Here is a 25978-nt window from a genome sequence, read left to right on the forward strand (position 1 = left end):
CACCCGATGAGTGGCGAATGAGGACTTTATGAGCAACAAGACCAACGCTTCCTTGATGAAACGCCGTGAAGCCGCTGTACCGCGCGGTGTTGGCCAGATTCACCCGATCTTCGCCGAATCCGCGAAGAACGCCACCGTGACCGACGTTGAAGGTCGCGAGTTCATCGACTTCGCCGGCGGTATTGCCGTGCTGAACACCGGTCACCTGCACCCGAAAATCATTGCGGCCGTGACCGAGCAACTGAACAAACTGACCCACACCTGCTTCCAGGTCCTGGCCTATGAGCCTTACGTGGAGCTGTGCGAAAAAGTCAACGCCAAGGTCCCGGGTGACTTCGCCAAGAAAACCCTGTTGGTCACCACCGGTTCCGAAGCCGTTGAAAACGCCGTGAAAATTGCGCGTGCCACAACTGGCCGTGCCGGCGTGATCGCCTTCACTGGCGCGTACCACGGCCGCACCATGATGACCCTGGGCCTGACGGGCAAGGTCGTGCCGTACTCCGCTGGCATGGGCCTGATGCCAGGCGGCATCTTCCGCGCGCTGTACCCGAACGAGCTGCACGGCGTGAGCGTCGACGACTCTATCGCCAGCATCGAACGCATCTTCAAAAACGATGCTGAGCCGCGCGATATCGCGGCCATCATCATCGAGCCGGTGCAGGGCGAAGGCGGTTTCTACGTCGCGCCCAAAGCCTTCATGAAGCGCCTGCGCGAACTGTGCGACAAGCACGGCATCCTGCTGATCGCCGACGAAGTGCAAACCGGCGCGGGTCGTACCGGTACCTTCTTTGCCATGGAGCAGATGGGCGTTGCCGCCGACCTGACCACCTTCGCCAAATCCATCGCAGGCGGCTTCCCGCTGGCCGGTGTATGCGGCAAGGCCGAATACATGGACGCCATCGCCCCGGGCGGCCTGGGCGGCACCTATGCCGGTAGCCCGATCGCGTGCGCCGCGGCCCTGGCCGTGATGGAAGTGTTCGAGGAGGAGCACCTGCTGGACCGTTGCAAGGCGGTGGGCGAGCGTCTGGTCACCGGCCTGAAGGCCATCCAGGCCAAGTACCCGGTCATCGGCGAAGTACGTGCCCTGGGCGCGATGATTGCCCTCGAGCTGTTTGAAGATGGCGACAGCCACAAGCCAAATGCGGCGGCGGTTGCCTCCGTGGTGGCCAAGGCGCGTGACAAGGGCCTGATCCTGCTGTCGTGCGGTACCTACGGCAACGTGTTGCGCGTACTGGTCCCGTTGACCTCGCCGGACGAGCAGTTGGATAAAGGGTTGGCGATCATCGAAGAGTGCTTCTCCGAGTTGTAGGCAGAGGCTGGCCTGATCGACAGAAAAAACCCGCTTCGGCGGGTTTTTTTGTGGGCTATGCCCCTATTCGGGTCTTGTCGATTGTACGCAGGCGCTTCCATTGTCTAAGGTGCAAGGATTGCCGATGGAGCGTTCTGCATGACTGCTGTTGATTTACCTGCTGTACCCCGTGTGTTGATTGCCGAGGCCGACCCATGGTCGCGGGATCTGCTCAAGCAGGTGTTGTTGAATGTGCGCTGTGATGCGCGGCTGGATGTGTGCGCCGATGGGCAGCACGCCGCTGAGTTACTCAGAGACAAACCCTACGATTTGATCATTGCCGATTGGGAACTGCCGGGCGTTGACGGCCTGAGTCTGTTGCGCAGTGTGCGCCAGCAGCGGCGGGTGCCGGCATTGCCGTTTATCCTGCTGAGTACGCGCAATGATGGCACCAGCGTGCGCGAAGCATTGCCATTGGCGCCTACCGCCTACCTGACCAAGCCGCTGAACATGGAAGGCCTCACGCAACGCCTGCAGGACTTGCTGCTCAACGAAGGTGAAACGGTGTATTGCGAAATCCCGGCCCTGGCGGTGGGCATGACCTTGCCGGTGTTCCTGGAGCGGCGCCGCGAGCTGTCGGACGGCGCGCCATTGCGGGTTGACGTCAAAGCCGCCGTACAGCACAGCCTGGCGCCGGAGGGTCTGGACCTTCAGCAGTTGGAAGATCAGGTAAAAACCGATCCACAGATCACCGCCGTGCTGATCGCCGCCGCCAACAGTGCCGGCCATCACGGTACGCCGGTGCAGACCTTGTCCATGGCGCTGCACAAGCTGGCAGCGGGGCAGAGCATGAACCTGATTCTTGGCCTGGCCCTCAAGCACAACGTGATCCTCAGCGATGCCAGCCTGATGGAGCACGCCGAGCGCTATTGGCAGTTGTCCCAGCAAACCGCGCAATACGCCCGCTCCCTGGCGCGCATGCTCGACCTTGATCACGAGCGCTGCTACAGCGCCGGTATTCTCCATCGCCTGGGCGACCTGGCCCTGCTGCGCAGTTTGCAGGAGTGGTGCCAGGGCGGCGGGGAGCTGGACGATGGGTTGATTGGCGAGTCATTGTCCGCCTATGGCGCCAGCTACGGCTCGGCGTTGCGCACGCGCTGGCGCTTGCCCCTGGAACTGCGCCAGCTGATCGCGGCGATCTACTCCCTGGAAGGTGGGGTGTACTCCCGTGAGGCGCTGGTGATGAACATAGCGGCGCAATTGGCGGGGCTGGCCGAGCATGAAGGTGTCGAGGTGTTGGCCAAGGGCAAGACGGCGCGGTTGCTCAAGGTCGGGCTCTCGGAGCTCACGCGCATCCGCAAGCCTGTGTAGGCGTTGGATGTGCCGGCGCCATCGCCGGCAAGCCGGCTCCTACATTTGAATTCCCCACCTGGACGAGATCCCCTGTAGCGGGCTTGCCCGCGATGGCGATAGTCCAGGCGACACACCGTCATTGACAAGGCAGGCAGTCAGCCGGCGATTACCCGGTTCTTGCCCTGCCGCTTGGCTTCATACATGGCCGCATCAGCGCGGGCGAACAGGCTGTCCAGGGTTGTATCTTCAGTGGTGAGGTTGGCCAGGCCCTGGCTGACGGTCACGCTGTAGGGCAGGCCTTCATGGCTGAAACCCAGTTGCCGTACTTCCTGGCCCAGGCGTTCGGCGACCTGCATGGCCCTTTCCGGTGTGCATCCCGGCAGCACCGCCGCAAATTCTTCGCCGCCAATACGCCCGAACAGGTCGCCACGGCGCAATACCCCGCGACCGCTCTCGGCGATCCGCAGCAACACCTGGTCACCCTGCAGGTGGCCGTAGGTGTCGTTGATGGCCTTGAAGTCATCGATGTCCAGCAACAGGAAGGCCAAGGGCAGGCCCTGGGCGCAGGCGCGTTCGAATTCGTGGTGGGCGCATTCAAAGAAGTGCCGACGGTTGCTGCTGCGGGTCAGCACGTCAGTGGTGGCCAGGCGTTGCAGTTCGAGTTCCAGGTGCTTCTTTTCGGTGATGTCTTCAGCGATACCCACCACAATCAGCGGTTTTCCCGGCGCCGCCTGCTGGTTGGTGAAACACTTGTCGCTGAGCCAGCGAATCTGCCCGTCTGCGGTGATGATGCGGTACTGGCGATCCTCGACTGCACCCAGCTCCAACACCTGGGCCAGGCTGTGCTCGGCGTACTGTTGGTCTTCGGGGTGGATGCTGTCTCGCCAGCCACGGTGCTCGGCCAACAGCAGGCTGGCCGAGTGCCCGAAGATGCGCTCATAGGCCGGGCTCACATACAGCACGCGCCGGGTTTCCCACTCGATGGCCCAGAGCACGGCGTTGACACTGACCAGCAGTGAGCTCAACAGCTGTTCGCGCTCGCTCAAGCGCTCCACTTCGCCCTGGGCATGCATGAGTGCCAGCAAGGTGGCGGCAGCCGCCGACCGCGACGTATCCGTCGAGTCAGGTGTGGTGGAGGTTGGGGAGTCCGTTTCGTGGACCATCGGCACAATTCTCTCTGGACATGCCGCAGCATCGAACAGCAGTCAAAACAAGGCCCGCCAAGATGGCGAAGTGTTGTTTGAGAGAGGGGAATTGCAGCTAAGTTCCGTTATCAGGCGCGATTGAGACGGAATGCTCGGCGACTGTGAAATGGCGCCAAAAAACTGTGGGGCCGGCTTGAAACATACCTGGGTCTCGTAGGCGCTGGCTTGCCAGCGATGGCGGCCTTGAATCTGGTGCGCAGTTCAAAGGCCCCCATCGCCGGCAAGATCAGGCAGTGGGGCGCAGGGAGTAGGTCTTCAACTGGTGGGCAAAGTCGCGCAGGGACTGGATCCCGCTGGCTTCGGCCTCGTGGACCCATTCCTTGATGGCCGCGAGCATGTCATGCCCGTTGCTGCTGGTCTTGAGCCAGATCTGTTGCAGCGCCAGGCGCTTTTCGTAGATCACTTTCAAGGCCTGGCTGTGCTCCAGCATGCTCTGGATGCGTAGATGGTGGCGCTCATCCAGCAGGCTGGTCTCGCGCGACAGCAGGCGCTTGGCGCGGTGGAACTGGTGGCGCACCGAATGATCGACCTTCTCCAGTTCCTGCTTGACCAGCGGTGCGATCACCAGCTTGCGGTACTGGGCCATGATCTGGAAGCGGTTGTTGAGGATCGCCATGGCGGTGTCCATGTCCAGGTGGCCCTTGCCTTCAACCCGGTGGGCAATAGGTGCGACGCGTTGAACCTTGGCCAGGCGCAGGAAGCTGAACACCTTGATCCAGGCCCAGCCCAGGTCGAATTCCCACTTTTTCACCGATAGCTTCGCGGAATTGGGGTAGGTGTGATGGTTGTTATGCAGCTCTTCGCCACCAACGATGATGCCCCACGGCACCAGGTTGGTCGCCGCGTCGCGGCATTCGAAGTTGCGGTAGCCGATGGCATGGCCCAGGCCGTTGATCACGCCGGCGGCCCAGACCGGGATCCACATCATCTGGATGGCCCAGATGGTGATGCCGATGGTGCCGAACAGCAGCAGGTCGATGACCCCCATGATGGCCACGCCCAGCAGTGGGTAACGGGTGTAGAGATTGCGTTCGATCCAGTCCTCAGGGCAGTTTTTGCCGTAGATGCGCAGGGTCTCGGGGTTTTCGGCCTCGGCGCGATACAGCTCGGCACCTTTGCGCAGGACCGTGGACAGGCCCTTGATCACCGGGCTATGGGGATCGTCGACGGTTTCGCATTTGGCGTGGTGCTTGCGGTGGATGGCCGTCCACTCGCGGGTGTTCTGCGCCGTGGTCAACCACAGCCAGAAGCGGAAGAAGTGTTTCAGGCCAGCATTGAGCTCCAGGGAGCGGTGGGCTGAATAGCGGTGCAGATAGACCGTGACACCGATGATGGTCACATGGGTCATCAACAGAGTGACTGCCACCAGTTGCCAGGCTGACAAGTCGAGAAAACCGTTGTACCACATAGGCTGTATGGCCCTCAGATAAAGAAAAGAACAGCTGGCGCATTATCACTTAGCCTACAGATAAAACCAGTCACCCTTTTGAATAGGAGTGACGAGATGTTACTTATCCTATAATCCGCAGCCTTTGTAGGGCGATTCTGTTTTTTAGTAAGGATTACTAGTTATATGCTGCTTTCATACCGAGGTGCCCTGCGCGCAGGGCTGGTGTACTTGCTGATTTCCGTCTTGTGGATACAGCTCAGTCAGCAGGTATTTATCAATCTCATCGATGAACCGGCGCAAATAGTCCACTGGCAGATGCTGCGTGGCTACCTGTGGGTCAGCCTCAGCGCGCTGTTTATTTTCCTGCTGTGCGCCCGCTGCGCCCGTACCCATCGCATCCAGCAACCGCTGAGGGAAAACCGCGAACGCCTGCGCCAGGCGGCGGCGGTGTTCGATTGCACCCGCGAAGGGGTGCTGGTCACCGACGCCCGTGGACGGATCGTCCACGTTAACCGCGCCTTTATCGAAATCACCGGTTACCAGGTGGATGACGTGATGGGGCGCCAGCCGAGCCTGTTCAAGTCCGGTCGCCATTCGCCGGCTTTTTATGAGCAGATGTTTCGCACACTCAATCAAGACGGGGAATGGAGTGGCGAGATCTGGAACCGGCGTAAAAGTGGGGAAATCTATCCACAGTGGCAAACCATCCGCGTCATCCATGATGACCTGGGCCAGATCAGCCATTACGTGGCGGTGTTTTCCGACATCAGTGCGATCAAGCATTCCGAGCATGAACTGGCCCACCTGGCTCACCACGACCCATTGACCGACCTGCCCAACCGCCTGCTGTTTACCGACCGCGCCGAACAGGCGCTGGCCTCGGCGCAGATCCACAAGCGTGGCTGCGCGTTGCTGATGCTGGATTTGGACCACTTCAAAATCATCAACGACAGCCTTGGCCATAATGTCGGTGACCAGTTGCTCAAGGCCGTGGGCGAGCGCCTGCAGGGCTTGTTCGGCCCCGGCGTGACCCTGGCGCGCCTGGGCGGAGATGAGTTCGCGGTATTGGCGGAAAGTTGTCCACAGGTGGTCCAGGCGGCGGCCCTGGCCCAGCGGATTATCGACAGCATGAAACAGCCGTTTGTGTTCGACGGCCACCAGTTGTTTATCAGCGTCAGTATCGGCATCAGCCTGTTCCCCAGCGACGCGTTGAGTGCCGAACAACTGCTGCGCAATGCTGACTCTGCGCTGTTCAAGGCCAAGAGTTCCGGGCGCGAAGGCTACGCGCTGTACACCGAGGAACTGACGGCCCATGCCCAGAACCGGATCGAGATCGGCAATGAGCTGCGCCGCGCCCTTGATCAGCAGGAACTGCGGGTGTACTACCAGCCGGTCCACGACCTGCAAACCAGCCAGATGATTGGCGTGGAAGCCCTGGTGCGCTGGCAGCACCCACTGCGCGGCCTGGTGCCGCCGGCGGAATTCATCCCGATTGCCGAGCGCACCGGGCTGATCGCCGAGATCGATGCCTGGGTCATGGACCAGGCCTGTCGCCAGATGTGCCAGTGGTTGGCAGAGGGCAGGGGCCTGTCGTTCCTGGCGGTGAATATCTCCAGCCGCCTGTTTGCCCGCCACGAACTGTACGAGCAGGTGGCCAAGGTGCTGCACGACACCGGCCTGGACCCGGCGAAGCTGGAGCTGGAAGTCACTGAAAGCGCGGTGATGGATGACCCGGAAGTGGCCCTGGAACAACTGCATCGCCTGCGTGAGCTGGGCCTTAGCCTGGCCATCGATGACTTCGGCACCGGCTATTCGTCGCTGCTGCGCCTCAAGCGCTTGCCGGTGCAGAAGCTGAAAATCGACCAGGGCTTCGTCGCGGGCCTGCCATGGGATGAAGACGATGCGGCGATTGTGCGGGTAGTCATCGCCCTGGCGCAGAGCATGGGCATGCAAGTGCATGCCGAAGGCATCGAGCAGATGGAACAGGCGCGGTTCCTGTTGAATCACCAGTGCGACCTGGGCCAGGGCTACTGGTTTGGCCGGCCAATGCTGGCGGCTGACATTGATTGGGCCAGGGCCCCGGCTATCCGCTGACCTCTCTGCGGGGTCGCAATACAGTCAATGTGGGAGCGGGCTTGCTCGCGAATGCGGTGTGTCAGCTAGCAGATTCGGTGACGGGCACACCGCATTCGCGAGCAAGCCCGCTCCCACATTTGGGTCTCCACTCTGTGTAACGTCGTGTCCTGCCTGAAAATTCTTTCTGGTTATATAAACATTCTTAAATAGTATTTTTAAGAATATCTGCGCTTATCTACTATCGCCCTCACGCCGCAAGCAGTGCCGCCACTGCCAGGCACTTCTCATTTCAGGAGCACGACCATGAGCGCATCTCTACGCAGCGTTGACGGCCAGGACGAAGCAGCCATTTTGCGCGAGATCCAGAGCGCATTGCGTGACCTGCGCTTCGGCGCAGTGGAAATCACCGTACACAACGCCCAAGTGGTGCAGATCGAACGCAAAGAGAAATTCCGCCTGCAGAGCCCGGGCAACAAACCGAGCTGACCCAACACGGCGCTTCGATTGCGGGACCTTATTCATAAGAAAAAGCCAACACCCAAGAATTTCAGGAGCTTGTCTATGTCGTCGATTCGCCGTTATGCCCAGGCCGCCCTGGCCAGTGCCGTGTTTGCCGGTTCCGCAGTGGCCAAGGATTACGAACTGCTCAACGTTTCCTACGACCCGACCCGCGAGCTGTATCAGGACTACAACGTCGAATTCACCAGTTTCTGGAAGAAGACGCACCCTGGCGACAACGTGAAGATCCAGCAGTCCCACGGTGGTTCGGGCAAGCAGGGCCGGGCGGTGATCGACGGCCTGCGCGCCGACGTAGTGACCCTGGCCCTGGCCGGCGACATCGACGAAATTGCCAAGCTGGGCAAGACCCTGCCAGAGAACTGGCAAACCCGCCTGCCTGAGGCCAGCACGCCCTACACCTCGACCATTGTGTTCCTGGTGCGCAAGGGCAACCCCAAAGGCATCAAGGACTGGGGCGACCTGATCAAGAACGATGTGTCGGTGATCACGCCAAACCCGAAAACCTCCGGCGGCGCCCGCTGGAACTTTCTCGCCGCCTGGGCCTATGGCCTCAAGGCCGGTGGCAGCGAAGCCAAGGCCCAGGAATACGTGAAAGAGTTGTTCAAGCACGTACCGATCCTCGACACCGGGGCGCGCGGTTCGACCATCACCTTCGTCAACAACGGTCAGGGTGACGTGTTGCTGGCCTGGGAAAACGAAGCCTTCCTGGCACTCAAGGAAGACGGTGGCGCCGACAAGTTCGACATCATCGTGCCGTCCCTGTCGATCCTCGCCGAGCCGCCCGTGGCCGTGGTCGACAAGAACGCCGAGAAAAAGGGCAATACCGAAATCGCCACGGCGTACCTCAACCACCTGTACAGCCCGGCTGGCCAGGAGATCGCGGCGAAGAACTTCTATCGCCCGCGTGACAAGGACGTGGCCGCCAAATACGCACAACAGTTCCCGAAACTGGACCTGGTGACTATCGACAAAGACTTCGGCGGCTGGAAAACTGCCCAACCGAAATTCTTCAATGACGGTGGCGTGTTCGACCAGATCTACACGGCCCAATAACCAACACGGCCTCCCTGTGGAATGCGGCCTGTGTGGGGTCGGGCTTGCTCGCGAAAGCGGTGTGTCAGTCACCAAATACGTTGACTGACACACCGCTTTCGCGAGCAAGCCCGACCCCACAAAAACGCATGCCTGCAGTGGTATCTAACTGTTAACCAAGGACTTTTATGTCGCGTCGTATCTCCCCCGTCATACCCGGCTTCGGGCTGACGCTGGGCTACACCTTGGTGTACCTCAGCCTGATTGTGCTCATACCGCTGGCGGCCATGTTCGTCCACGCCGCCCAACTCACCTGGGATCAGTTCTGGGCCATCATCTCGGCGCCGCGTGTGTGGGCCGCGTTGAAGTTGAGCTTCAGCACGGCCCTGTACGCCGCGTTGATCAACGGCGTGATCGGTACGCTGCTGGCCTGGGTGCTGGTGCGCTATACCTTCCCCGGGCGCAAGATCATCGATGCGATGATCGACCTGCCGTTCGCCCTGCCCACGGCGGTGGCCGGTATCGCACTGACCGCGCTGTACGCGCCGTCCGGCCTGGTCGGCCAGTTCGCCACCGACATGGGGTTCAAGATTGCCTACACCCCATTGGGCATCACCCTGGCCCTGACCTTTGTCACCCTGCCCTTTGTGGTGCGCACCGTGCAGCCGGTTCTGGCCGATATCCCGCGGGAAATCGAAGAGGCCGCCGCTTGCCTTGGCGCCAAGCCCTTGCAGGTGTTCCGCTACATCCTCGTGCCGGCGCTGCTGCCGGCCTGGCTGACCGGGTTTGCCCTGGCGTTTGCCCGAGGTGTGGGTGAGTACGGCTCGGTGATTTTCATCGCCGGCAACATGCCGATGAAAACCGAGATCCTGCCGCTGCTGATCATGGTCAAACTCGACCAATACGACTACACCGGCGCCACCTCCATCGGCGTGCTGATGTTGGTGGTTTCCTTTGTCCTGCTGCTGCTGATCAACTTGTTGCAGCGGCGCATCGAACGTCCATAAGGAGGCGCGGAACATGTCCCAATCGTCTATTTCCGCTGCGTCCTCGGCCAACGCTGCCCGTCGTGGCAGTGCGGCTTCGCGACGTGTCCTGATCGGCCTTGGCTGGCTGATCTTCGCCCTGTTTCTGTTGTTGCCGCTGTTTATCGTGGTGTCCCAGGGCCTCAAGCTCGGCCTGGGGGCGTTCTTCGCCGCGATCTTCGAGCCCGACGCCCTGTCGGCATTGAAGCTGACAGTGATTGCCGTGCTGATTTCGGTGCCGCTCAACCTGGTATTCGGCGTCAGTGCCGCCTGGTGCGTGAGCAAGTACTCGTTCCGTGGCAAAAGCATGCTGGTGACCCTGATCGACCTGCCGTTCTCGGTCTCGCCGGTGATCGCCGGCCTGGTCTATGTATTGATGTTCGGCGCCCAGGGGTTCTTCGGCCCGTGGCTGCAGGATCACGATATCCAGATCGTCTTCGCGTTGCCGGGCATCGTGCTGGCGACGATCTTCGTCACGGTGCCGTTCGTGGCCCGTGAGCTGATCCCGCTGATGCAGGAGCAGGGCACCCAGGAAGAAGAAGCCGCGCGCCTGCTGGGCGCCAATGGCTGGCAGATGTTCTGGCATGTGACCGTACCGAACATCAAGTGGGGGCTGATCTACGGCGTGGTGCTGTGTACCGCGCGGGCGATGGGTGAGTTTGGCGCGGTGTCGGTGGTGTCCGGCCACATTCGCGGCGTGACCAACACCTTGCCGCTGCACGTCGAGATTCTCTACAACGAATACAACCACGTCGCCGCGTTCGCGGTGGCGAGTCTGTTGCTGATCCTGGCGCTCTTCATCCTGCTGCTCAAGCAGTGGAGCGAGAACCGTATTAATCGCCTGCGCGCCAGTGCGGCTGAGGAATAAATCATGTCGATCGAAGTCCGTAACGTCAGCAAGAACTTCAACGCTTTCAAGGCCCTGGACAGCATCAACCTGGATATCCAGAGTGGCGAGCTGGTGGCTTTGCTCGGCCCGTCCGGCTGCGGCAAGACCACTTTGCTGCGCATCATTGCCGGCCTGGAAACCCCGGATGCCGGCAGCATCGTGTTCCACGGTGAAGACGTGTCCGGCCACGATGTGCGTGATCGCAACGTCGGGTTTGTGTTCCAGCACTACGCGCTGTTCCGCCACATGACCGTGTTCGACAACGTCGCGTTCGGCCTGCGCATGAAACCCAAGGGCCAGCGCCCGAACGAAACCCAGATCGCGGCCAAGGTCCACGAACTGCTGAACATGGTGCAACTGGACTGGTTGTCGGATCGCTACCCGGAACAACTCTCCGGCGGTCAGCGCCAGCGTATCGCCCTGGCCCGTGCCCTGGCGGTGGAGCCCAAGGTACTGCTGCTCGACGAACCCTTCGGCGCCCTGGATGCCAAGGTGCGCAAGGAGCTGCGTCGCTGGTTGGCGCGGCTGCACGAGGACATCAACCTGACCTCGGTGTTCGTGACCCACGACCAGGAAGAAGCCATGGAAGTTGCCGATCGGATCGTGGTGATGAACAAGGGCGTGATCGAACAGATCGGCTCACCGGGCGATGTCTACGAAAACCCGGCCAGCGATTTCGTCTACCACTTCCTGGGCGACTCCAACCGCCTGCATCTGGGCGAAGACCAGCACGTGCTGTTCCGCCCGCACGAAGTGTCGTTGTCACGCCATGAACTGGAAGACCACCACGCCGCGCAAGTGCGCGACATCCGCCCGCTGGGCGCCACCACGCGGATCACGCTCAAGGTCGAAGGCCAGAGCGAACTGATCGAAGCCGAAGTGGTGAAGGATCACGACAGCCTCACCGGGCTGGCGCGGGGCGAGACGTTGTTCTTCAAGCCCAAGGTCTGGCAAAAGGCTTAAAAAGATTGCAGAAAACCTGTGGGAGCTGGCTTGCTCGCGAAGGCAGTGGTTCAGTCACTGGATGTACCGACTGAACCGCCGCCTTCGCGAGCAAGCCCGCTCCCACATTTGGATGACCGGTGCTTCTCAGGCCGTGGCGTTCTTGTGACGCACGGCCACCGGCCCCGACCGCTCCTCGATCTGCCGCTTGAGGTCATGGCGCAGCCCCAGCAGAAACGCCAACTCCGCCACCACAAACAACGGCCCCACGATCAGCCCGGACACGTCGTCGACGAACGCAGGTTTGCGCCCTTCGTAGTAATGGCCGACAAACTGAATCACCCAGCCCACCACAAACAGGCCGATGCCGCTGCTGAGCCACACCAGCGTGCTTTGTGCCGCCAGCACATGCCCGGCCCAGACCGACAGCCCCATCAGCACGCTCATCAACACGCCCAGTGCCAGTTCCAGGCGCAGGTAGAACCCCGCAGAAAACAACGCCAGCAGCACCGCCGGTGACAGCCACAGGCCGGCCACCGTCCATTCGGGGCGTGACAGCAGCACGGCGACGGCCACGACTATCATGGGGATGCCGATAAAGTGGCTGGCGATGTTGCGCGGGTCGCGGTGGTAGGCGGCGTATTGGCTCAGATGGTCGACGAGGCTTTTCATTATTGTTCCTCCTGTAGGATGCTTGATCATGCCCTGTAGGACTGCGACAAACTGTCAACTGGGCGACAATCTTTGGAGTTCTCATGGACGCAGAGTCTTGGCACGCGCGGTTGTCCAGCGGCCACTGGTACCGCCACCTGCCCGCTCCCTTGCAGCATAGCCTGCTGGCCCACGCCCGCGTGCGGCAGCTGATGGCGGGGCAGGTGCTGTTCAAACGTGGCGACCCACCGTGCGGCCTGTACGCGGTGCTGGAGGGCAGCCTGCGTATCTGCGCGGTGAACGAGCAGGGCAAGGAGGCGTTGCTGAGCCTGGCGCAGGCGCCTTTCTGGTTCGGTGAAATCGCCGTGTTCGACGGCCTGCCACGTACCCACGATGCGTGCGCGGTCGGGCCTTGTACCCTGTTGCAGGTACCGCAGTCGGCGATGCTGCAACTGCTTGCGCAAAGCCCGGCCTATTGGCGGGACATGGCCTTGCTGATGAGCCAGAAGCTGCGGCTGAGCTTTATCAATATCGAGCAGTTGAGCCTTGCGCCCGCGTCAGTGCGGGTAGCCCATCGGTTGTGGATGATCGCCGAGGGTTATGGCGAGATCGATGGCTCGCGGCGTGTGGTGCAATTGGCGCAGGAGGACTTGGCGGCGATGCTGGGGGTGTCGCGCCAGACGACCAATGCGTTGCTCAAAGCGTTGCAAGAGCAGGGGGTTGTGCGGTTGGGGTATGGGGAGATTGAGATACTTGATGTAGGGCGGCTGCGGGAGATGGCGCAGGGGTAGGCGGTGCCTGGTAGGGCCCCTTTCGCGAGCAAGCCCGCTCCCACATTCGACCGAGTACATTCTTTGGAATACGGCCGAATGTGGGAGCGGGCTTGCTCGCGAAAGGGCTCTACCAGGCCCTACAAAACCTCAGTCCGGCTGAAACGGCGAAGCACTGAGCACCACCCCCGTCTCCTCCACATACTGTTGCCAGTGGCCAATCAAGGTCGCCAGTTTCTCCGGCTGGCTCGATGCAAGGTCATGGATCTCCCCGGGGTCCCTCCCCAGGTCATACAACTGCCAGGTCGCCGGCCCTACGGGGCCTGGGATGTACACCGCCTTCCACTGCCCCTGGCGAATCGCCCGGCGTCCGAACAGTTCCCAGCCGGTGACGGTGTGTTCGTCGTGTACCTGCAAGGTCTCCCCAGACAAAAAGCCCAGCCACGACTTGCCCCGCAGCGGCGCAATCGGTTTGCCGCGCCACTGTTTGCCAGGGTGGCGCACGCCGGCGAGGTCCAGCAGGGTCGGGGTGATATCCATCACCGTGCCGAAGCCATGGCTGATGCGCCCCTTGAGTGCCAGCTGCGGGTAATGCACCAGCGCCGGCACGCGGATCCCGCCTTCGGTGGTAAAGGCCTTGAACAGGCGCGATGGCGCGGTCGCCACCTGGGCCCAGGACGGCCCATACCAGACATAGGAGTTGGCGCGCCCGATATTGTCCAGGCTGTTGTCGTAATGCTGGCTGAGGTAGGTCAAAAGCTCGGGGCCGAACTTGGGGAAGGCTTCCAGCAGCGCACCTTCGGCGCCGTTGTCGGACATGAACAGGATAAAGGTATTGTCCAGTTGCCCCTGCTGGCGCAGGTACTCCACCACCCGGCCAATGTTCCAGTCCATGCGCTCGACCATCGCCGCATACACCTCCATGGCCCGCGCCGAGACCTGGCGCTGTTCATCGCTCAGCGCCGCCCATTGTGTGTTCAGTTCGATCAGCGGATGGGGCTCGACATCGGCATCGATCAGCCCCAGGGCCTTGAGTTTTTCCAGGCGCTCCAGGCGCAGCACCTCGGGACCTTCGTCGTAGCGGCCACGGTATTTGTCGACGATCTCTGCCGGTGCCTGCAGCGGCCAGTGCGGGGCGGAGAACGGCAGGTAGGCGAAGAACGGCCGGGACTGGTCGCGCTCCTTGAGGTACTGCAACAGCTTGTCGCCAAAGGCATCGGAGGAATAGAAATCCTCGGGCAATTGCTCGACGAAGCGGTCGTCCTCGATGTACAGCGCCGGCGTGGACTTGAGCAGCCCAGGGGTGGTGTCGTCATAGGGTGGCTCGAAACCATAGTGGTTGGCCGCCCCCGGCAACAGCGAGAACGAGCGCTCGAAACCCCGGGCGTGGGGAGCCAGTTCTGCCGTCAGCCCCAGGTGCCATTTGCCGCTCATCAAGGTCTGGTAGCCGGCATCGCGCAGCAGCTCGGGCAGGGCCACTACCTTGTCGTTGAGGTAGCCCTCATAGCCCGGTTTGCCGATTAGTTCCGGGGTCAGCGCCTCGGCCATGGTGCCGATCCCGGCGATATGGTGGTCGGTACCGGTGAGCAGCATCGAACGGGTCGGCGAGCAGGTGGGGGCGGTATGAAAATCGGTCAGGCGCAGGCCGTTGAACGCCAGGGCGTCCAGGTGCGGTGTGGAGATCTCCCCACCAAAGGCCCCGAGGTCGGAGAAGCCCATGTCATCGGCCAGGATCACTAGAAAGTTGGGACGTTGCGGCATCAAGACACTCCTCAATCAGCAGGCAATAAAGGCCAGGGGCAGGTCACGGATCTGTTCACGCAGCGGCGGCTGGTAGTGGTCGTCGCTGATCAATTCGTGCAGCAACTCTTCGCGCAATTGGTGGAAGTCGAAGCTGCTGCGCTGGCGCGGATGGGGCAGGGCGATGTCCACCACCTGCTTGATCCGCCCGGGCCGCGGCTCCATCACCACCACGCGGTCGGCGAGGAAAATCGCTTCCTCCACATCGTGGGTCACCAGCACCGTGGTGATCTTCGCGCGGGCGCGGATCGCCAGCAGTTCATCCTGCATCTGCTGGCGGGTCAGGGCGTCGAGGGCGCCGAAGGGCTCGTCCAGCAACAGGATGCGCGGGCTGGCCACCAGGCCACGGGCAATCGCCACCCGTTGCGCCATGCCACCAGACAATTGGTGGGGGTAGGCGCGGGTGAAATCGGTGAGGCCCACCAACTCGATAAAATCGCTGATGCGCTGTTGGCGTCGGGCCTCGCTCAAGGGCTCGTTGACCAGGCCCAGGGCGATGTTTTGCGCCACCGTCAGCCAGGGGAACAGACGGTGCTCCTGGAACACGATGCCGCGCTCGCCGCCGATGCCTTCTACGGCCTTGCCATCGACGCGGATCTCGCCGCGAAACTGCGTATCCAGGCCGATCAGCAGGCGCAGCAAGGTGGATTTGCCGCAGCCGCTGGAGCCGACAATCGCGACGAACTCACCTTCGGCGATCTCCAGGTTGAATTCACGGATGGCCTCCAACTCGAAGCCATCGACGTCGAAGGTCTTGCCCACATGGTTGAAGCTGACAATAGGTGCAGTCATGCGTGTCTCCAGCGCGTGGCGCGGGTTTCGATGCGTTGGCCGATAAGGTTGAGTGCCGCGCCGGTGAGGCCGACCAGGAGCATGCCGCTCATGATCAGGTCCATGCGCAGCAACTGTTGGGCGCCGATCATCAGGCTGCCGATGCCGCCATTGGACGGCATGAAATATTCCGCGCCGATGGTGCCCAGCCAGGCGTAGATCAGGCTCAGGCGCAGCCCGGAGAAAATCCCCGCCGCCGCCCCTGGCAACACCAGGCGCCGCAGGCGCAAGGCCAGGCTCAGGCGCAGCACCTGGGCGGCCTCGTTGAGCTGCGGCGAGAGGTTCAACACGCTGCGTTGGGTGGCGATAAACAGCGGGAAAAACGCGGCAAGGGCGATAAACACCGACTTGGCCAACTCCCCCAGGCCGAACCAGGCGGTGAGCAGCGGCACCCAGGCAAAAATCGCGATCTGGCGCAGGGCCGCCAGGGTCGGCCCCAACACCCGCTCACTGCGGCGCGACAGGCCCAGCAGCAGGCCAAGGACAAAACCCAGCCCGCCGCCCAGGAGCAAGCCGCTCAAGGTGCGCCCCAGGCTTTTGCCCAGGGCGCTGAGCAGGCTGGCATCGAGTACGCCGCTGGCGGTGGTGTGCAGCACCGTCCAAGGGCTGACCAGAATATTGGGATCGACCCAGTCCAGGGCTGTCGCCGATTGCCACAGCGCCAACAGGCCCAAGGGCAGCAGCCACGGTTGCAGGCGTTGCCAGCCTTGATAGCGCGGGCCCCGGCGGATTTGCGCGGTAGCCGGATGGGGCCAGTGCACCCACGTGCGATCCAGCCAGCCAATCCCGCGATCCATTGCCACTCCCAGCACGCCAATGACCACGATGCACACAAAGACGATATCGAGCATGAACAACTGCCGCGCCCAGACCATCAGGTAACCAATGCCTTCGCTGGAGGCCAGCAGCTCCACGGCCAGCAACGAAGTCCAACCGGCCGCCAGGGCCAGGCGTACGCCGGCCATGAACGCGGGCAGTGCGCCAGGCAGGATCAGGCGGCGGACCAGCAGGTGCGTGGGCAAGCGCAGCACCCGCGCGGCCTCGCGCAAACCGGGCTGGGCATCGCGCACGCCAACCAGGGTGTGCAGGGTCACGGGCACCACGATCGCCTTGACCAGCACCACCAGCTTGAGGGTTTCGCCGATCCCGAAAAACACCATGAACAGCGGGATCCAGGCCAGGGTCGGGACTTGCGACAGGGCGCTGAAGGTCGGGAACACCAGGCGCTCGGCGTGGGCACTCAAGCCCAGCAGTGCACCCAGCAACGCCCCGGCACCGACCCCCGCCAACAGCCCCCAGAACAGCCGTTGCAAGCTGATCGCCAAGTGGCTCCATAACTCGCCGCCGGCCAGTTCCACGGCGCTGCTCCAGACCAGCGCGGGCGCCGGCAGGATCTGCTCGCTCATCCAATGCTGACGGCTGGCCAACCACCACAGGGCAAACAGTGTGAGTGGCAGCAGCCACGGCAGCAGGCGTTCACTCAGGTTCGGCCAGTGTGTGCGCCCACCCTTGGCGGGGGCGGCGAGCGGCAGGCTCAACAGTGAGATTCGGGCCATGGAAGACCTCCGTGGTCGGCTGGGGCTTTATGTGATTTTGATCTTATAAATAAACAATCAAGATTATTTAGGGATAAGAAAAACCATTTAAAGCCTCTGCCCGACACGCATCCAATGCATTTGGAGAATATTTTCCATGCTGTTGATGCATAACCCTCTGGAGCCGGTATCTGCGGCTTTATAGTCCAAAAAGTTATTAAATTGTGAATTTATAGTATTTAAAGTTTTGATCGGCTTATGCGTACTTTCTGCTTCCCAGGCCACCGTCGCCCACAGGAGCACGCCTCATGAAACTGCCCTTTAAACGCTTGATCACCCTGGTCGCCGGCACTGCGCTCGCCGGGCTGGTGCATGCCGCCGATCTCAAGGAAATCCGGATTGCCGTGCCCGACCTGAGTGCCGGCACCCAGAACAGTGGAGGTGGCCTGACGGATGTATTGAGGAGCCAGCAGATCTTTGAAAAAGCCTTCGCCGACCAGGGCATCAAGATCCAGTGGAATTACTTCAAGGGCGCCGGCCCCGTGATCAACGAAGCCTTCGCCAACGGCCAGGTAGATCTGGCCTACCTGGGCGACCTGGCGGCGATCATCGGTCGCTCCAATGGCCTCGACACCCGGCTGCTGAGCGCCACCGCTCGCGGGGTAAAACAGTACCTGGGCGTGGTGCCGGGTTCGGGGATCAAAACCTTGCAGGACCTTAAGGGCAAGCGCGTGGCGGTGTTTCGCGGCACGGCCACCCAACTGTCCCTCGACAGCGCCCTGGCCAGCCAGGGCTTGAGTGAAAAGGACCTGAAAATCATCAACCTGGATTTCAACGCTGCTGTCGCAGCCCTGGCCGCCAAACAGATCGATGCGACCTGGGGCGGGTCGAACCTGAGTGCATTGCAGGCCAAGGGCCTGGCTGAAATTCCCCTGACCACCAAGGACCTGGGCGGCGCGGGCAGCGTGCAGGGGGTGCTGGTGGGCAGCGGCACGTTTGTCGATGCCCATCCCGAGGTGGTGGCCAAGCTGCTCAAGGCCCAGCAGCAGGCGGTGCAGTGGTTGACCGATGACAACAACAAGCAGGCGTATATCGAGCTGGTGTCGGGGCTGGCGAGTTATCCGCCGCTGATTTTGGCCAATGACCTGAAGGACCAGAAACTCAGTGAAATTTTCCCTTCAACTCTGGATCCGGTGTTTCTTGGCAAGCTGCAGGATGCGGTGGACTTGGCCTCGAAGGAGCGGCTGATTCGCAAGTCGTTCCAGGTCAGCGATTGGGTGGTGCCGGAGCTGGCGGCGGCGCAACGGTAAGCGCCGGCGATGGGGCCTTTCAGACCGCCACATCCACTTCCTGGCGATCCACCGCCACCAACGTCTCGATCATTGCCTTCGCCGCTGGCGACAAGCGCGAGCCTGTGCGGCTGACTATCCCGCAACGCGCGCTCAGGGTCTCCATGTTCTGCGGCAGGTTACGCCAGTGCAACAGCACCAGCGCGCCGCGGGCGATGTCCTCGGCAAAGGCTTCCGCGGTGCCCACGCCAATGGCGTTGGATTGCAACACGATCTTTACCAGTGCCGCAAAGTGCTCGGTCTGGATACTCGGTGAAAAATCCATGCGCCCACTCAAGTTTGCCAGCAGTTTGCGAATGCCCTGGGAGATCAGCGGCGACGCCAGTGGGTAGTCGAACATGTCGTTGGTCGAGAGGCTGTCCTTGGCCAGCAGCGGATGCCCTGGCCGGCAGAAAAACACCCCGCGCTTGGGTGTCAGCGCCTGGGTCTGGAAGTTCGGGTCGGCTTCGAACTGGCGGATGTCGGCGATAAAGAATTCGATCTCCTCCCGGCTCAGGCTGCGGCTGAGGGTTTCCCAGTTATCCACCTGGAACCGCGTGCGGATTTTCGGGTGCGCGTTGACGAACCGCGCCACCGCATCCGGCACCAGCCTCACCGCGGGCGCCGGGCCGCAACCGAAGCGCAGCTCGCCGGCGTCGAGCTTGGTCATGCGCGTCACTTCACTGCTCAACAGCGCCGCGCCATGTACCAGGCTCAGGGCATGTTGCAGCACCACCTGGCCTTCCGGCGTGGGGCGCAGATCCTTATGGCCACGGTCCACCAGCACGCAGCCGAACTCCTGCTCCAGGCCCTGGATGCTGCGGCTGAACGCCGGTTGCGTGATGCCCATGGCGTCGGCCGCGCGGACAAAGCTACGGTGTTCGTTAAGGGCAATGAAGTAGCGCAGTTGGCGAAGATCCATATGCTTTCCCGGCATTTTAAAAATAGGTCGAAGGCATTTGCGACCAGGGGTGCTGAGGTTTTAAATGCAAGCTCTTATTCCGTCAACGAAGTATTTATTCATTTGCTAGACCTAAATTGCATATGAATAGAGCGTTGGCGCCGCGTCTCCCCACCGTAAGCAGACACATGAGGGTCATCCAATGAGCAATGCCGCACTCGCTGTTCAACCCGTCGCCCTGGCGCTGGATATTCACCCGGTCGCCGGGCGCATCGGCGCCGAGATCCGGGGTATCAAATTGTCCGGCGACCTCGACGCCGCCACGGTCGATGCCATCCAGCAAGCGCTGGTGCAGTACAAGGTGATCTTCTTTCGTGAGCAGGCTCACCTCGATGACCAGAGCCAGGAAGCGTTCGCCCATTTGCTCGGCGAGCCGATTGCCCACCCCACGGTCCCGGTGCGCGACGGCACGCGTTTTTTGATGGAGCTGGATGGCGGGCGTGGCCAGCGCGCCAACTCCTGGCACACCGATGTGACCTTCGTCGCGGCCTACCCCAAGGCCTCGATCCTGCGCTCGGTGCTGGCGCCGGCCTCGGGTGGCGACACGGTCTGGGCCAACACCGCCAGCGCCTACAACGATTTGACGCCTGAAGTGCGTGCCCTGGCCGATACCCTGTGGGCGGTGCACAGCAACGAATACGACTACGCCGCGCGCAAGCCGGATGTGGCGCCGGAAAAGCTTGAGGAATATCGCAAGGTCTTCACCTCGACGGTGTACGAGACCGAGCACCCGGTGGTGCGCGTACACCCGGTCAGTGGCGAGAAAACCCTGCTGCTGGGGCATTTCGTCAAACGCCTGAAGGGCTACTCGCAGGCAGATTCCGCGCACCTGTTCAACCTGCTGCAAAGCCACGTCACCCGCCTGGAAAACACCGTGCGCTGGCGCTGGAGCACCGGCGACGTGGCGATCTGGGACAACCGCGCCACCCAGCATTACGCGGTGGATGACTACGGCACCCAGGAACGCATCGTGCGCCGCGTGACCCTCAAGGGCGATGTGCCGGTGGGGGTGCAGGGGCAGCGCAGCCAGACCACCAAAGGCCTGTAGCCCACCACAGATCAACGATGGGAGATCCACTGTGGGAGCGGGCTTGCTCGCGAAAGCGGTGGATCAGTCAACAGCGTTGTTAACTGACATACCGCTTTCGCGAGCAAGCCCGCTCCCACTCAAGTCCGCGTTCCGTTTACCAGACACCGATCTGCACCACCTTTTCCGCTTCTGGCTCACCGTAACGAAACCGCTGGCCACGCAGGTCAATTTCCGCGTGGCTGATGGTGGTGCGCCGCTTCAAGCCGCGCAGCCACTCGAACAGATAACCCTGGTGCACTTCGCGTACCGGGGCATACGCCGGGTCAGCGCCCAAATCGTGCAATTCCTGGGGATCGTTTTGCAGGTCGAACAGCTGCGCGCGAAAGCCGTCATAGGCCAGGTATTTCCAGCGCTCGCTGCGCACCATGGTCATGCGGCATCGATCGATCGGCTGCGCCAGGCGCTCGCGAGCCGGGGCCTGGAACGCGTAGTCGTATTCGGCGATGGCGTAGCGGCGCCAATCGGTTTGTACGCCATGCAGCAACGGGATCAGCGAACGGCCTTCCAGGCGATGCTCGGCTGTGGGCAGGCCCAGGGCCTCAAGGAAGGTGGGCAGGGCGTCGATGGTTTCCACCAGGCGCTCGTCCACCGTGCCTCGGCTGCTATCGGCGGCGCGACGTGGGTCGCGGACAATCAGCGGAATGCCCACAGCCGGCTCCAGCAAAAACTCTTTTTCGCCCAGGTGGTGGTCGCCGAGGAAGTCGCCGTGGTCGCTGGTGAACACGATCAGGGTGTCATCCCAGCGGCCAGTGCTTTGCAGCCAATCGAACAGTCGGCCGAGCTGGTCATCCACCTGCTTGATCAGGCCCATGTAGGTGGGAACCACCCGCAGCCTTACCTCGTCGCGGGAAAAATTCAGGCTCTCCTGATGTTGCCGGAAGGCCTGGTACACCGGGTGATCGCTGGCCTGCCCGGGTTCGGCGCGAATGGGCGCCTGCACCTGATCGGCCCCATACAACGCGTGATAGGGCGCGGGCGCGATGTAGGGCCAGTGCGGTTTGATGTAGGACAGGTGCAGGCACCAGGGTTGCTCGCCCTGTTCGTGGATAAAGTCGATGGCGCGGTCGGTGGTGTAGACCGTTTCCGAATGCGCCTCGTCCACCCGCGCCGGCAAATGGGCGTTGCGCATGTGCCAGCCGCTCAGGACTTCCCCGGCGCTGCCGGCGGCGGCATTGGCCCATTCATGCCAGGGATTGCTGCCGGCATAACCTTGCGCGCGCAGGTAGTGGGTGTAGGGCGCGGACTCGCGTTTGTCTGCGAACAGCGGGCTGTCGGGGAAGATGCCGTCATGGCGAAAGTACGCTTCAAAGCCGACCTCATTGAGTGCCTGCGCTTGCCCACTGTCGGGGTCGATCTCCAGGCGTTGCAGGGCGTCGAGATTGGGCGTGGCGTGGGTCTTGCCCACCAGCGCGGTGCGGATGCCATGGGGGCGCAGGTAATCGCCTATGGTCAGCTCTTCCAGGGGCAGCGGCACCGCGTTCCACGCCACCTGATGGCTGCTGACATAGCGCCCGGTATAGGCCGACATGCGCGACGGCCCGCAGATCGTGCCTTGGGTGTAGGCGCGGCTGAAACGCACACCGGCGGCGGCCAGGCGGTCGATATTGGGCGTGTGCAGGTGGGCATGGCCGTAGCAGGACAGGTAATCGCGACGTAGTTGGTCGCACATGATGTAGAGCACGTTGCGTACGTGGGGCATAAGGGGTCACCGGATGAGGGGCAGGTGAGGGTTTTCGCCGGTTGGAGGGGGTTGAGGCAAGTGCATTTGGGGAATGAGGTTTATGCAGTAGCTGCATGGGTGGGGCGACTGGCGCTATCGCTGGCTTGCCAGCGATAGCGGTCCCTCAGACCGCAACATTCTCCAGCGAACACACCTCGTCATCCTGCTCATCCACCTCCTTGATCTGCTCGATCATTGCCTCGGCCAACGGTGACAATCGATACCCGGCGCGGCTGACGATGCCATAGCGGGTGTAGCGCTCCTCCAGGTCCTCGGCCAGGCCGTCGATCTTCAAACACACCAAGTCGCCCCGGGCCATATGCAGCACGTCGCTGTTGGCACTGACGATACCAATGGCATCAGAGCGCAGCACCACCCCCAGCAGGCTGTAGCCGTTCTCGCATTCGACATTGGGCGTGTAGTCGGGCCGGCCGCTGAGGTCGACGATGACCTTGCGCAGGTTCGGCGGGCGGAGGGTCACGGCCAGGGGATAACTCATCAGCTCGGCGGCGCCGACGCTTTCGCGCTGGGCCAGCGGGTGCCCGCTGCGGCAGCAGAAGTGCCATTTACGCGGGCGCAGGCGGTGGGTCTGGTAGTCGGGGTTGGCTTCGAAGTGGCGGGTGTCGGCGACGAAAAATTCGAACTCTTCACTGAGCAGGCGCTTGCCCAGGCTTTGCCAGTCGTCCACCTGGAACTGCACCCGGGCCTTGGGGTAGCGCCCGATAAAACGGCCAATGGCCCGCGGGATCAACCCGGATGCCGGGGCCGGGCCGCAGCCAAAGCGCAGCTCGCCGGCTTCCAGGCCATTGAACTGGCTGATCTCGTTGGCCAACTGCTGCGCGCCGCTGACCAGGCGCCGCGCGTGTTCCAGCAACACCAGGCCTTGCTTGGTCGGGGCCAGGTCCTTGCGCCCGCGATCCACCAGTTGGCACCCGGCACTGTGCTCCAGGGCCTGGATGCTGCGGCTGAAGGCCGATTGCGACAGGTTCACCGTGGTGGCGGCCACGACAAAACTGCGCTGCTCGGCGAGGGCGATGAAGTGGCGAAGCTGGCGCAGGTCGATATGCATTTTTCACATTAAAAATATCGGGGAAATGCATTGGCTATGCATTAGGTCGACTCCTTATAAAGGCTATCTCTTATGCAGTAAATGCTTGTAAAAATATAAATAAATAACTTTATGGAATATATGGCCGTCTATATTCCGCGATTCCGGAGCCGCTTATGAGTGTGTCGAAGCCCGTTGTACCGTCCTCTTCCTGGCGGCTCAAACGCCTGCCCCTGGCGCTGTTGCTGGCGGGCAGTGCCAGCTGGACGCCGAGCCAGGCCGCCGAGACACCCGCCCCGGCGCGCCAGGGCGAGAGCGCCAGCGGGCAACTGGAGACGGTCACGGTGACGGCCCGGCGCCGCACCGAAAGCGCCCAGCAAGTGCCCACGCCCATGAGCGTGATCGGCGGCCAGGCGCTGGAGAGCCAGCGGGTCTACCGGATCCAGGATTTGCAGCAACTGGTGCCCAGCGTCAACGTCGCCTACATGCATGCGCGCCAGTCCAGCGTGTCGATTCGCGGGTTGGGCAACAACCCGGCCAGCGACGGCCTGGAAGGCAGCGTCGGGCTGTACATCGACAACGTGTACCTCGGGCGCCCGGGCATGGCAGTGTTCGACCTGATGGACATCGAGCAGCTTGAGGTCTTGCGCGGCCCGCAAGGCACGCTGTTCGGCAAGAACACCACGGCCGGGGTGATCAATATCAGCACCCGCGCACCGAGTTTCACCCCAGAGCGCAGCATCGAGACTTCGGTGGGCGAAGACGGATACTTCCAGACCAAGGGCACGATTTCCGGGCCGCTCAACGATGAACTGGCTGGGCGTTTTTCGGCCTATCGCACCCGCAGCGACGGCGATATCAAGAACGAATACGATGGCCATGACCTCAACGGCGGCTCACGCCAGGGCTTTCGCGGGCAACTGCTGTACAAGCCCAACGAGGCGTTCAACCTGCGCTGGATCGGCGATTACAACGAAGAGGATTCCAGCGCCGGTACCCGCGTGCTGTACAGCACCGGGCCGACCATCAATGGCATCAACCAATATGAATCCAGGGCACAGGCGGCCGGGGCGACCCTGGTCAACGGTGCCCACCGCAAGGTCAACCTGGACAACGACCAGCATGTCACCGTGTTCCAGGGCGGCACTTCGCTGGAGGCCAATTGGACCCTGCCCAGTGATTTCACCCTGACCTCGGTCAGTGCCTATCGCTGGTGGAATTTCACCCCGCGCAACGACGATGGCCTTAACGTGCCGGCCTCGTATAACGCCGGCGTGTCGGTGGAAGATAAGCAGTGGTCCCAGGAGTTTCGCCTGGCGTCGCCGACCGGTGGGTTTTTCGATTATGTGGTGGGCGCCTACTACTTCGGCGCCGCCCTGGACAACAAATCCTTCGCCTATTACGGGCCCCAGGCCGATATCTGGAATGGCACGCCGGCAGGGGCCTTGAGCAATGTCAGCAGCGTTGGCAACGGGCATATCCGCACCGACAGTTTTGCCCTGTTCGCCCAGGGCACCTGGCACCTGACCGAACGCCTGGATTTCACCGCCGGCCTGCGCGGCACCTATGAAGAAAAAAGCGCCTGGGTCAGCCGCAACGCGCCGGACGGTGGCGCGGCGGTGACGGGGGTGGCGGCTACCGTTCGCCGTGGCCGGGCCGGTGCCTATGAGTCCGGTGACCTGAACCAGTACAGCACCAGCCCTTCGGGTTTGCTCAACCTCAGCTATCGCTTCAGCGATGATTGGCTGGGGTATGCGACCTTGTCCCACGGTGAGAAATCCGGCGGGGTCAACCTGGCGGTAGGCTCGGCCCCGACCGCTGGCGCGGATTCGCTATTGATCGGCACCGAGCGCGCCAACAACGCCGAGCTGGGTTTTAAAAGCACGCTGTGGGAGCGTCGCCTGCAACTCAACGCCAACCTGTTCTGGACCCAGGTCAACGGCTACCAGACCAATGCCTACGATTACGGCAACCGCGTGCAGTACCTGACCAACGCCGGTTCCGTGCGCTCCCGTGGGGTGGAGCTGGAAAGCACCCTGGTGCCGATCCGCGGGCTGACGCTGAATATCAATGGCTCGTTCAACGACGTGCGTTACTTGTCGTACAAAGATGCGCCATGCCCCCCGGAAGTCAGCCTGCGCCCCGGCGCGCCGGCCTCGTGCGACCTCAGTGGGCACCAGGTGGTGGGCGCCTCGAAGTGGATAGCCAACGCCAACGGCGAATACAAGTGGAACCTGGATAACGGCTTCGAGCCCTACGTTACCGCCAGCTATGCCTACCGCTCCAAGGCGGTGGGCACGGTCGAGGATTCGGATTACGGGCAGATTCCAGGCTACGCGGTGGTCAACCTGTCCACCGGCCTGCGCGGCGACTTCCAGCAAGGGCAGTGGGACGTGTCGTTATGGTTGAAAAACGCCTTCGACAAAACCTACTACACCACCCTGTGGACCGGCGGCAACGGTGGTTATGAAGGGCTGCTGGGCACCCCGCGCACACTGGGCGTGACCGGGCGCTACGACTTTTAA

21 protein-coding genes are annotated in these 25978 nt (G+C 62.2%); 12 read left to right on the top strand and 9 right to left on the bottom strand.

What is annotated here, in order from left to right; translation table 11 throughout:
- Window positions 1–28 precede the first annotated feature (28 nt).
- Both gabT and HZ99_RS18370 read left to right on the top strand, forming a co-directional pair.
- The gene (gabT, locus tag HZ99_RS18365) at window positions 29–1309 is read left to right on the top strand and encodes a 4-aminobutyrate--2-oxoglutarate transaminase (RefSeq protein ID WP_038445038.1); all 1281 of its coding nucleotides are present in this window, start codon (window positions 29–31) and stop codon (window positions 1307–1309) included.
- Window positions 1310–1447: 138 nt separating this feature from the next.
- Entirely contained in the window at window positions 1448–2659 is a 1212-nt protein-coding gene (locus HZ99_RS18370; protein WP_038445041.1) for an HDOD domain-containing protein, read from the top strand.
- A 137-nt stretch (window positions 2660–2796) separates the two neighbouring features.
- Here the strand turns inward: HZ99_RS18370 and HZ99_RS18375 are convergent, their stop codons facing one another.
- Together HZ99_RS18375 and desA are read right to left on the bottom strand one after the other, a co-directional pair.
- The gene (locus HZ99_RS18375; RefSeq protein ID WP_038445043.1) at window positions 2797–3804 is read right to left on the bottom strand and encodes a sensor domain-containing diguanylate cyclase; all 1008 of its coding nucleotides are present in this window, start codon (window positions 3802–3804) and stop codon (window positions 2797–2799) included.
- 268 nt (window positions 3805–4072) lie between these two features.
- On the bottom strand, window positions 4073–5254 hold the full coding sequence (gene desA, locus HZ99_RS18380; RefSeq protein WP_038445046.1) for a delta-9 fatty acid desaturase DesA: 1182 nt from the start codon (window positions 5252–5254) through the stop codon (window positions 4073–4075).
- A 165-nt stretch (window positions 5255–5419) separates the two neighbouring features.
- Between desA and dibA the strand changes: the two genes are divergently transcribed.
- From dibA to HZ99_RS18410, 6 genes are all read left to right on the top strand, one after another.
- Window positions 5420–7330 (top strand): phosphodiesterase DibA, encoded by a 1911-nt coding sequence (gene dibA, locus HZ99_RS18385; protein ID WP_038445049.1) that lies wholly within the window; start codon window positions 5420–5422, stop codon window positions 7328–7330.
- Window positions 7331–7615: 285 nt separating this feature from the next.
- On the top strand, window positions 7616–7798 hold the full coding sequence (gene oscA, locus HZ99_RS18390) for a sulfur starvation response protein OscA (RefSeq protein WP_029299482.1): 183 nt from the start codon (window positions 7616–7618) through the stop codon (window positions 7796–7798).
- A gap of 75 nt (window positions 7799–7873) precedes the next feature.
- Window positions 7874–8884, top strand: coding sequence for a sulfate ABC transporter substrate-binding protein (locus HZ99_RS18395; protein ID WP_038445051.1), 1011 nt, complete (start codon window positions 7874–7876; stop codon window positions 8882–8884).
- Window positions 8885–9051: 167 nt separating this feature from the next.
- On the top strand, window positions 9052–9870 hold the full coding sequence (gene cysT / locus HZ99_RS18400) for a sulfate ABC transporter permease subunit CysT (protein WP_032856532.1): 819 nt from the start codon (window positions 9052–9054) through the stop codon (window positions 9868–9870).
- Window positions 9871–9883: 13 nt separating this feature from the next.
- Window positions 9884–10756 (top strand): sulfate ABC transporter permease subunit CysW, encoded by an 873-nt coding sequence (cysW, locus tag HZ99_RS18405; protein ID WP_038445054.1) that lies wholly within the window; start codon window positions 9884–9886, stop codon window positions 10754–10756.
- A gap of 3 nt (window positions 10757–10759) precedes the next feature.
- The gene (locus HZ99_RS18410; protein ID WP_038445056.1) at window positions 10760–11740 is read left to right on the top strand and encodes a sulfate/molybdate ABC transporter ATP-binding protein; all 981 of its coding nucleotides are present in this window, start codon (window positions 10760–10762) and stop codon (window positions 11738–11740) included.
- A 126-nt stretch (window positions 11741–11866) separates the two neighbouring features.
- Here the strand turns inward: HZ99_RS18410 and HZ99_RS18415 are convergent, their stop codons facing one another.
- Window positions 11867–12391, bottom strand: a complete 525-nt coding sequence (locus HZ99_RS18415) for a DUF962 domain-containing protein (RefSeq protein ID WP_038445059.1) — start codon at window positions 12389–12391, stop codon at window positions 11867–11869.
- Window positions 12392–12474: 83 nt separating this feature from the next.
- On the opposite strand from HZ99_RS18415, the gene HZ99_RS18420 reads away from it, so the two are divergent.
- Window positions 12475–13161: a Crp/Fnr family transcriptional regulator gene (locus HZ99_RS18420; protein WP_038445069.1), complete on the top strand. Its 687-nt coding sequence runs from the start codon at window positions 12475–12477 to the stop codon at window positions 13159–13161.
- Window positions 13162–13290: 129 nt separating this feature from the next.
- Here HZ99_RS18420 and HZ99_RS18425 read toward each other — a convergent pair whose 3' ends face one another.
- From HZ99_RS18425 to HZ99_RS18435, 3 genes are read right to left on the bottom strand one after another with little or no spacing between them, the layout of a single operon-like run.
- On the bottom strand, window positions 13291–14901 hold the full coding sequence (locus HZ99_RS18425; RefSeq protein ID WP_038445072.1) for an arylsulfatase: 1611 nt from the start codon (window positions 14899–14901) through the stop codon (window positions 13291–13293).
- Between the two features lie 15 nt (window positions 14902–14916).
- On the bottom strand, window positions 14917–15732 hold the full coding sequence (locus HZ99_RS18430; RefSeq protein ID WP_038445074.1) for an ABC transporter ATP-binding protein: 816 nt from the start codon (window positions 15730–15732) through the stop codon (window positions 14917–14919).
- Window positions 15729–17327 (bottom strand): ABC transporter permease, encoded by a 1599-nt coding sequence (locus tag HZ99_RS18435; RefSeq protein WP_038445076.1) that lies wholly within the window; start codon window positions 17325–17327, stop codon window positions 15729–15731. Before HZ99_RS18435 ends, HZ99_RS18430 begins: the two co-directional genes overlap by 4 nt.
- A gap of 287 nt (window positions 17328–17614) precedes the next feature.
- On the opposite strand from HZ99_RS18435, the gene HZ99_RS18440 reads away from it, so the two are divergent.
- Window positions 17615–18616, top strand: coding sequence for an ABC transporter substrate-binding protein (locus HZ99_RS18440; RefSeq protein WP_038445078.1), 1002 nt, complete (start codon window positions 17615–17617; stop codon window positions 18614–18616).
- A gap of 19 nt (window positions 18617–18635) precedes the next feature.
- Here HZ99_RS18440 and HZ99_RS18445 read toward each other — a convergent pair whose 3' ends face one another.
- Entirely contained in the window at window positions 18636–19556 is a 921-nt protein-coding gene (locus tag HZ99_RS18445; protein WP_038445080.1) for a LysR family transcriptional regulator, read from the bottom strand.
- A 181-nt stretch (window positions 19557–19737) separates the two neighbouring features.
- Here HZ99_RS18445 and HZ99_RS18450 point away from each other — a divergent pair, with 181 nt between their 5' ends.
- On the top strand, window positions 19738–20643 hold the full coding sequence (locus HZ99_RS18450) for a TauD/TfdA dioxygenase family protein (RefSeq protein WP_038445082.1): 906 nt from the start codon (window positions 19738–19740) through the stop codon (window positions 20641–20643).
- 136 nt (window positions 20644–20779) lie between these two features.
- Here HZ99_RS18450 and HZ99_RS18455 read toward each other — a convergent pair whose 3' ends face one another.
- Window positions 20780–22384, bottom strand: coding sequence for an alkaline phosphatase family protein (locus HZ99_RS18455; protein WP_038445084.1), 1605 nt, complete (start codon window positions 22382–22384; stop codon window positions 20780–20782).
- A gap of 145 nt (window positions 22385–22529) precedes the next feature.
- Window positions 22530–23474, bottom strand: coding sequence for a LysR family transcriptional regulator (locus tag HZ99_RS18460; RefSeq protein ID WP_038445086.1), 945 nt, complete (start codon window positions 23472–23474; stop codon window positions 22530–22532).
- 155 nt (window positions 23475–23629) lie between these two features.
- Between HZ99_RS18460 and HZ99_RS18465 the strand changes: the two genes are divergently transcribed.
- Window positions 23630–25978, top strand: coding sequence for a TonB-dependent receptor (locus tag HZ99_RS18465; protein WP_038445088.1), 2349 nt, complete (start codon window positions 23630–23632; stop codon window positions 25976–25978).

The organism is Pseudomonas fluorescens (genome assembly GCF_000730425.1).
Lineage (GTDB): Bacteria > Pseudomonadota > Gammaproteobacteria > Pseudomonadales > Pseudomonadaceae > Aquipseudomonas > Aquipseudomonas fluorescens_X.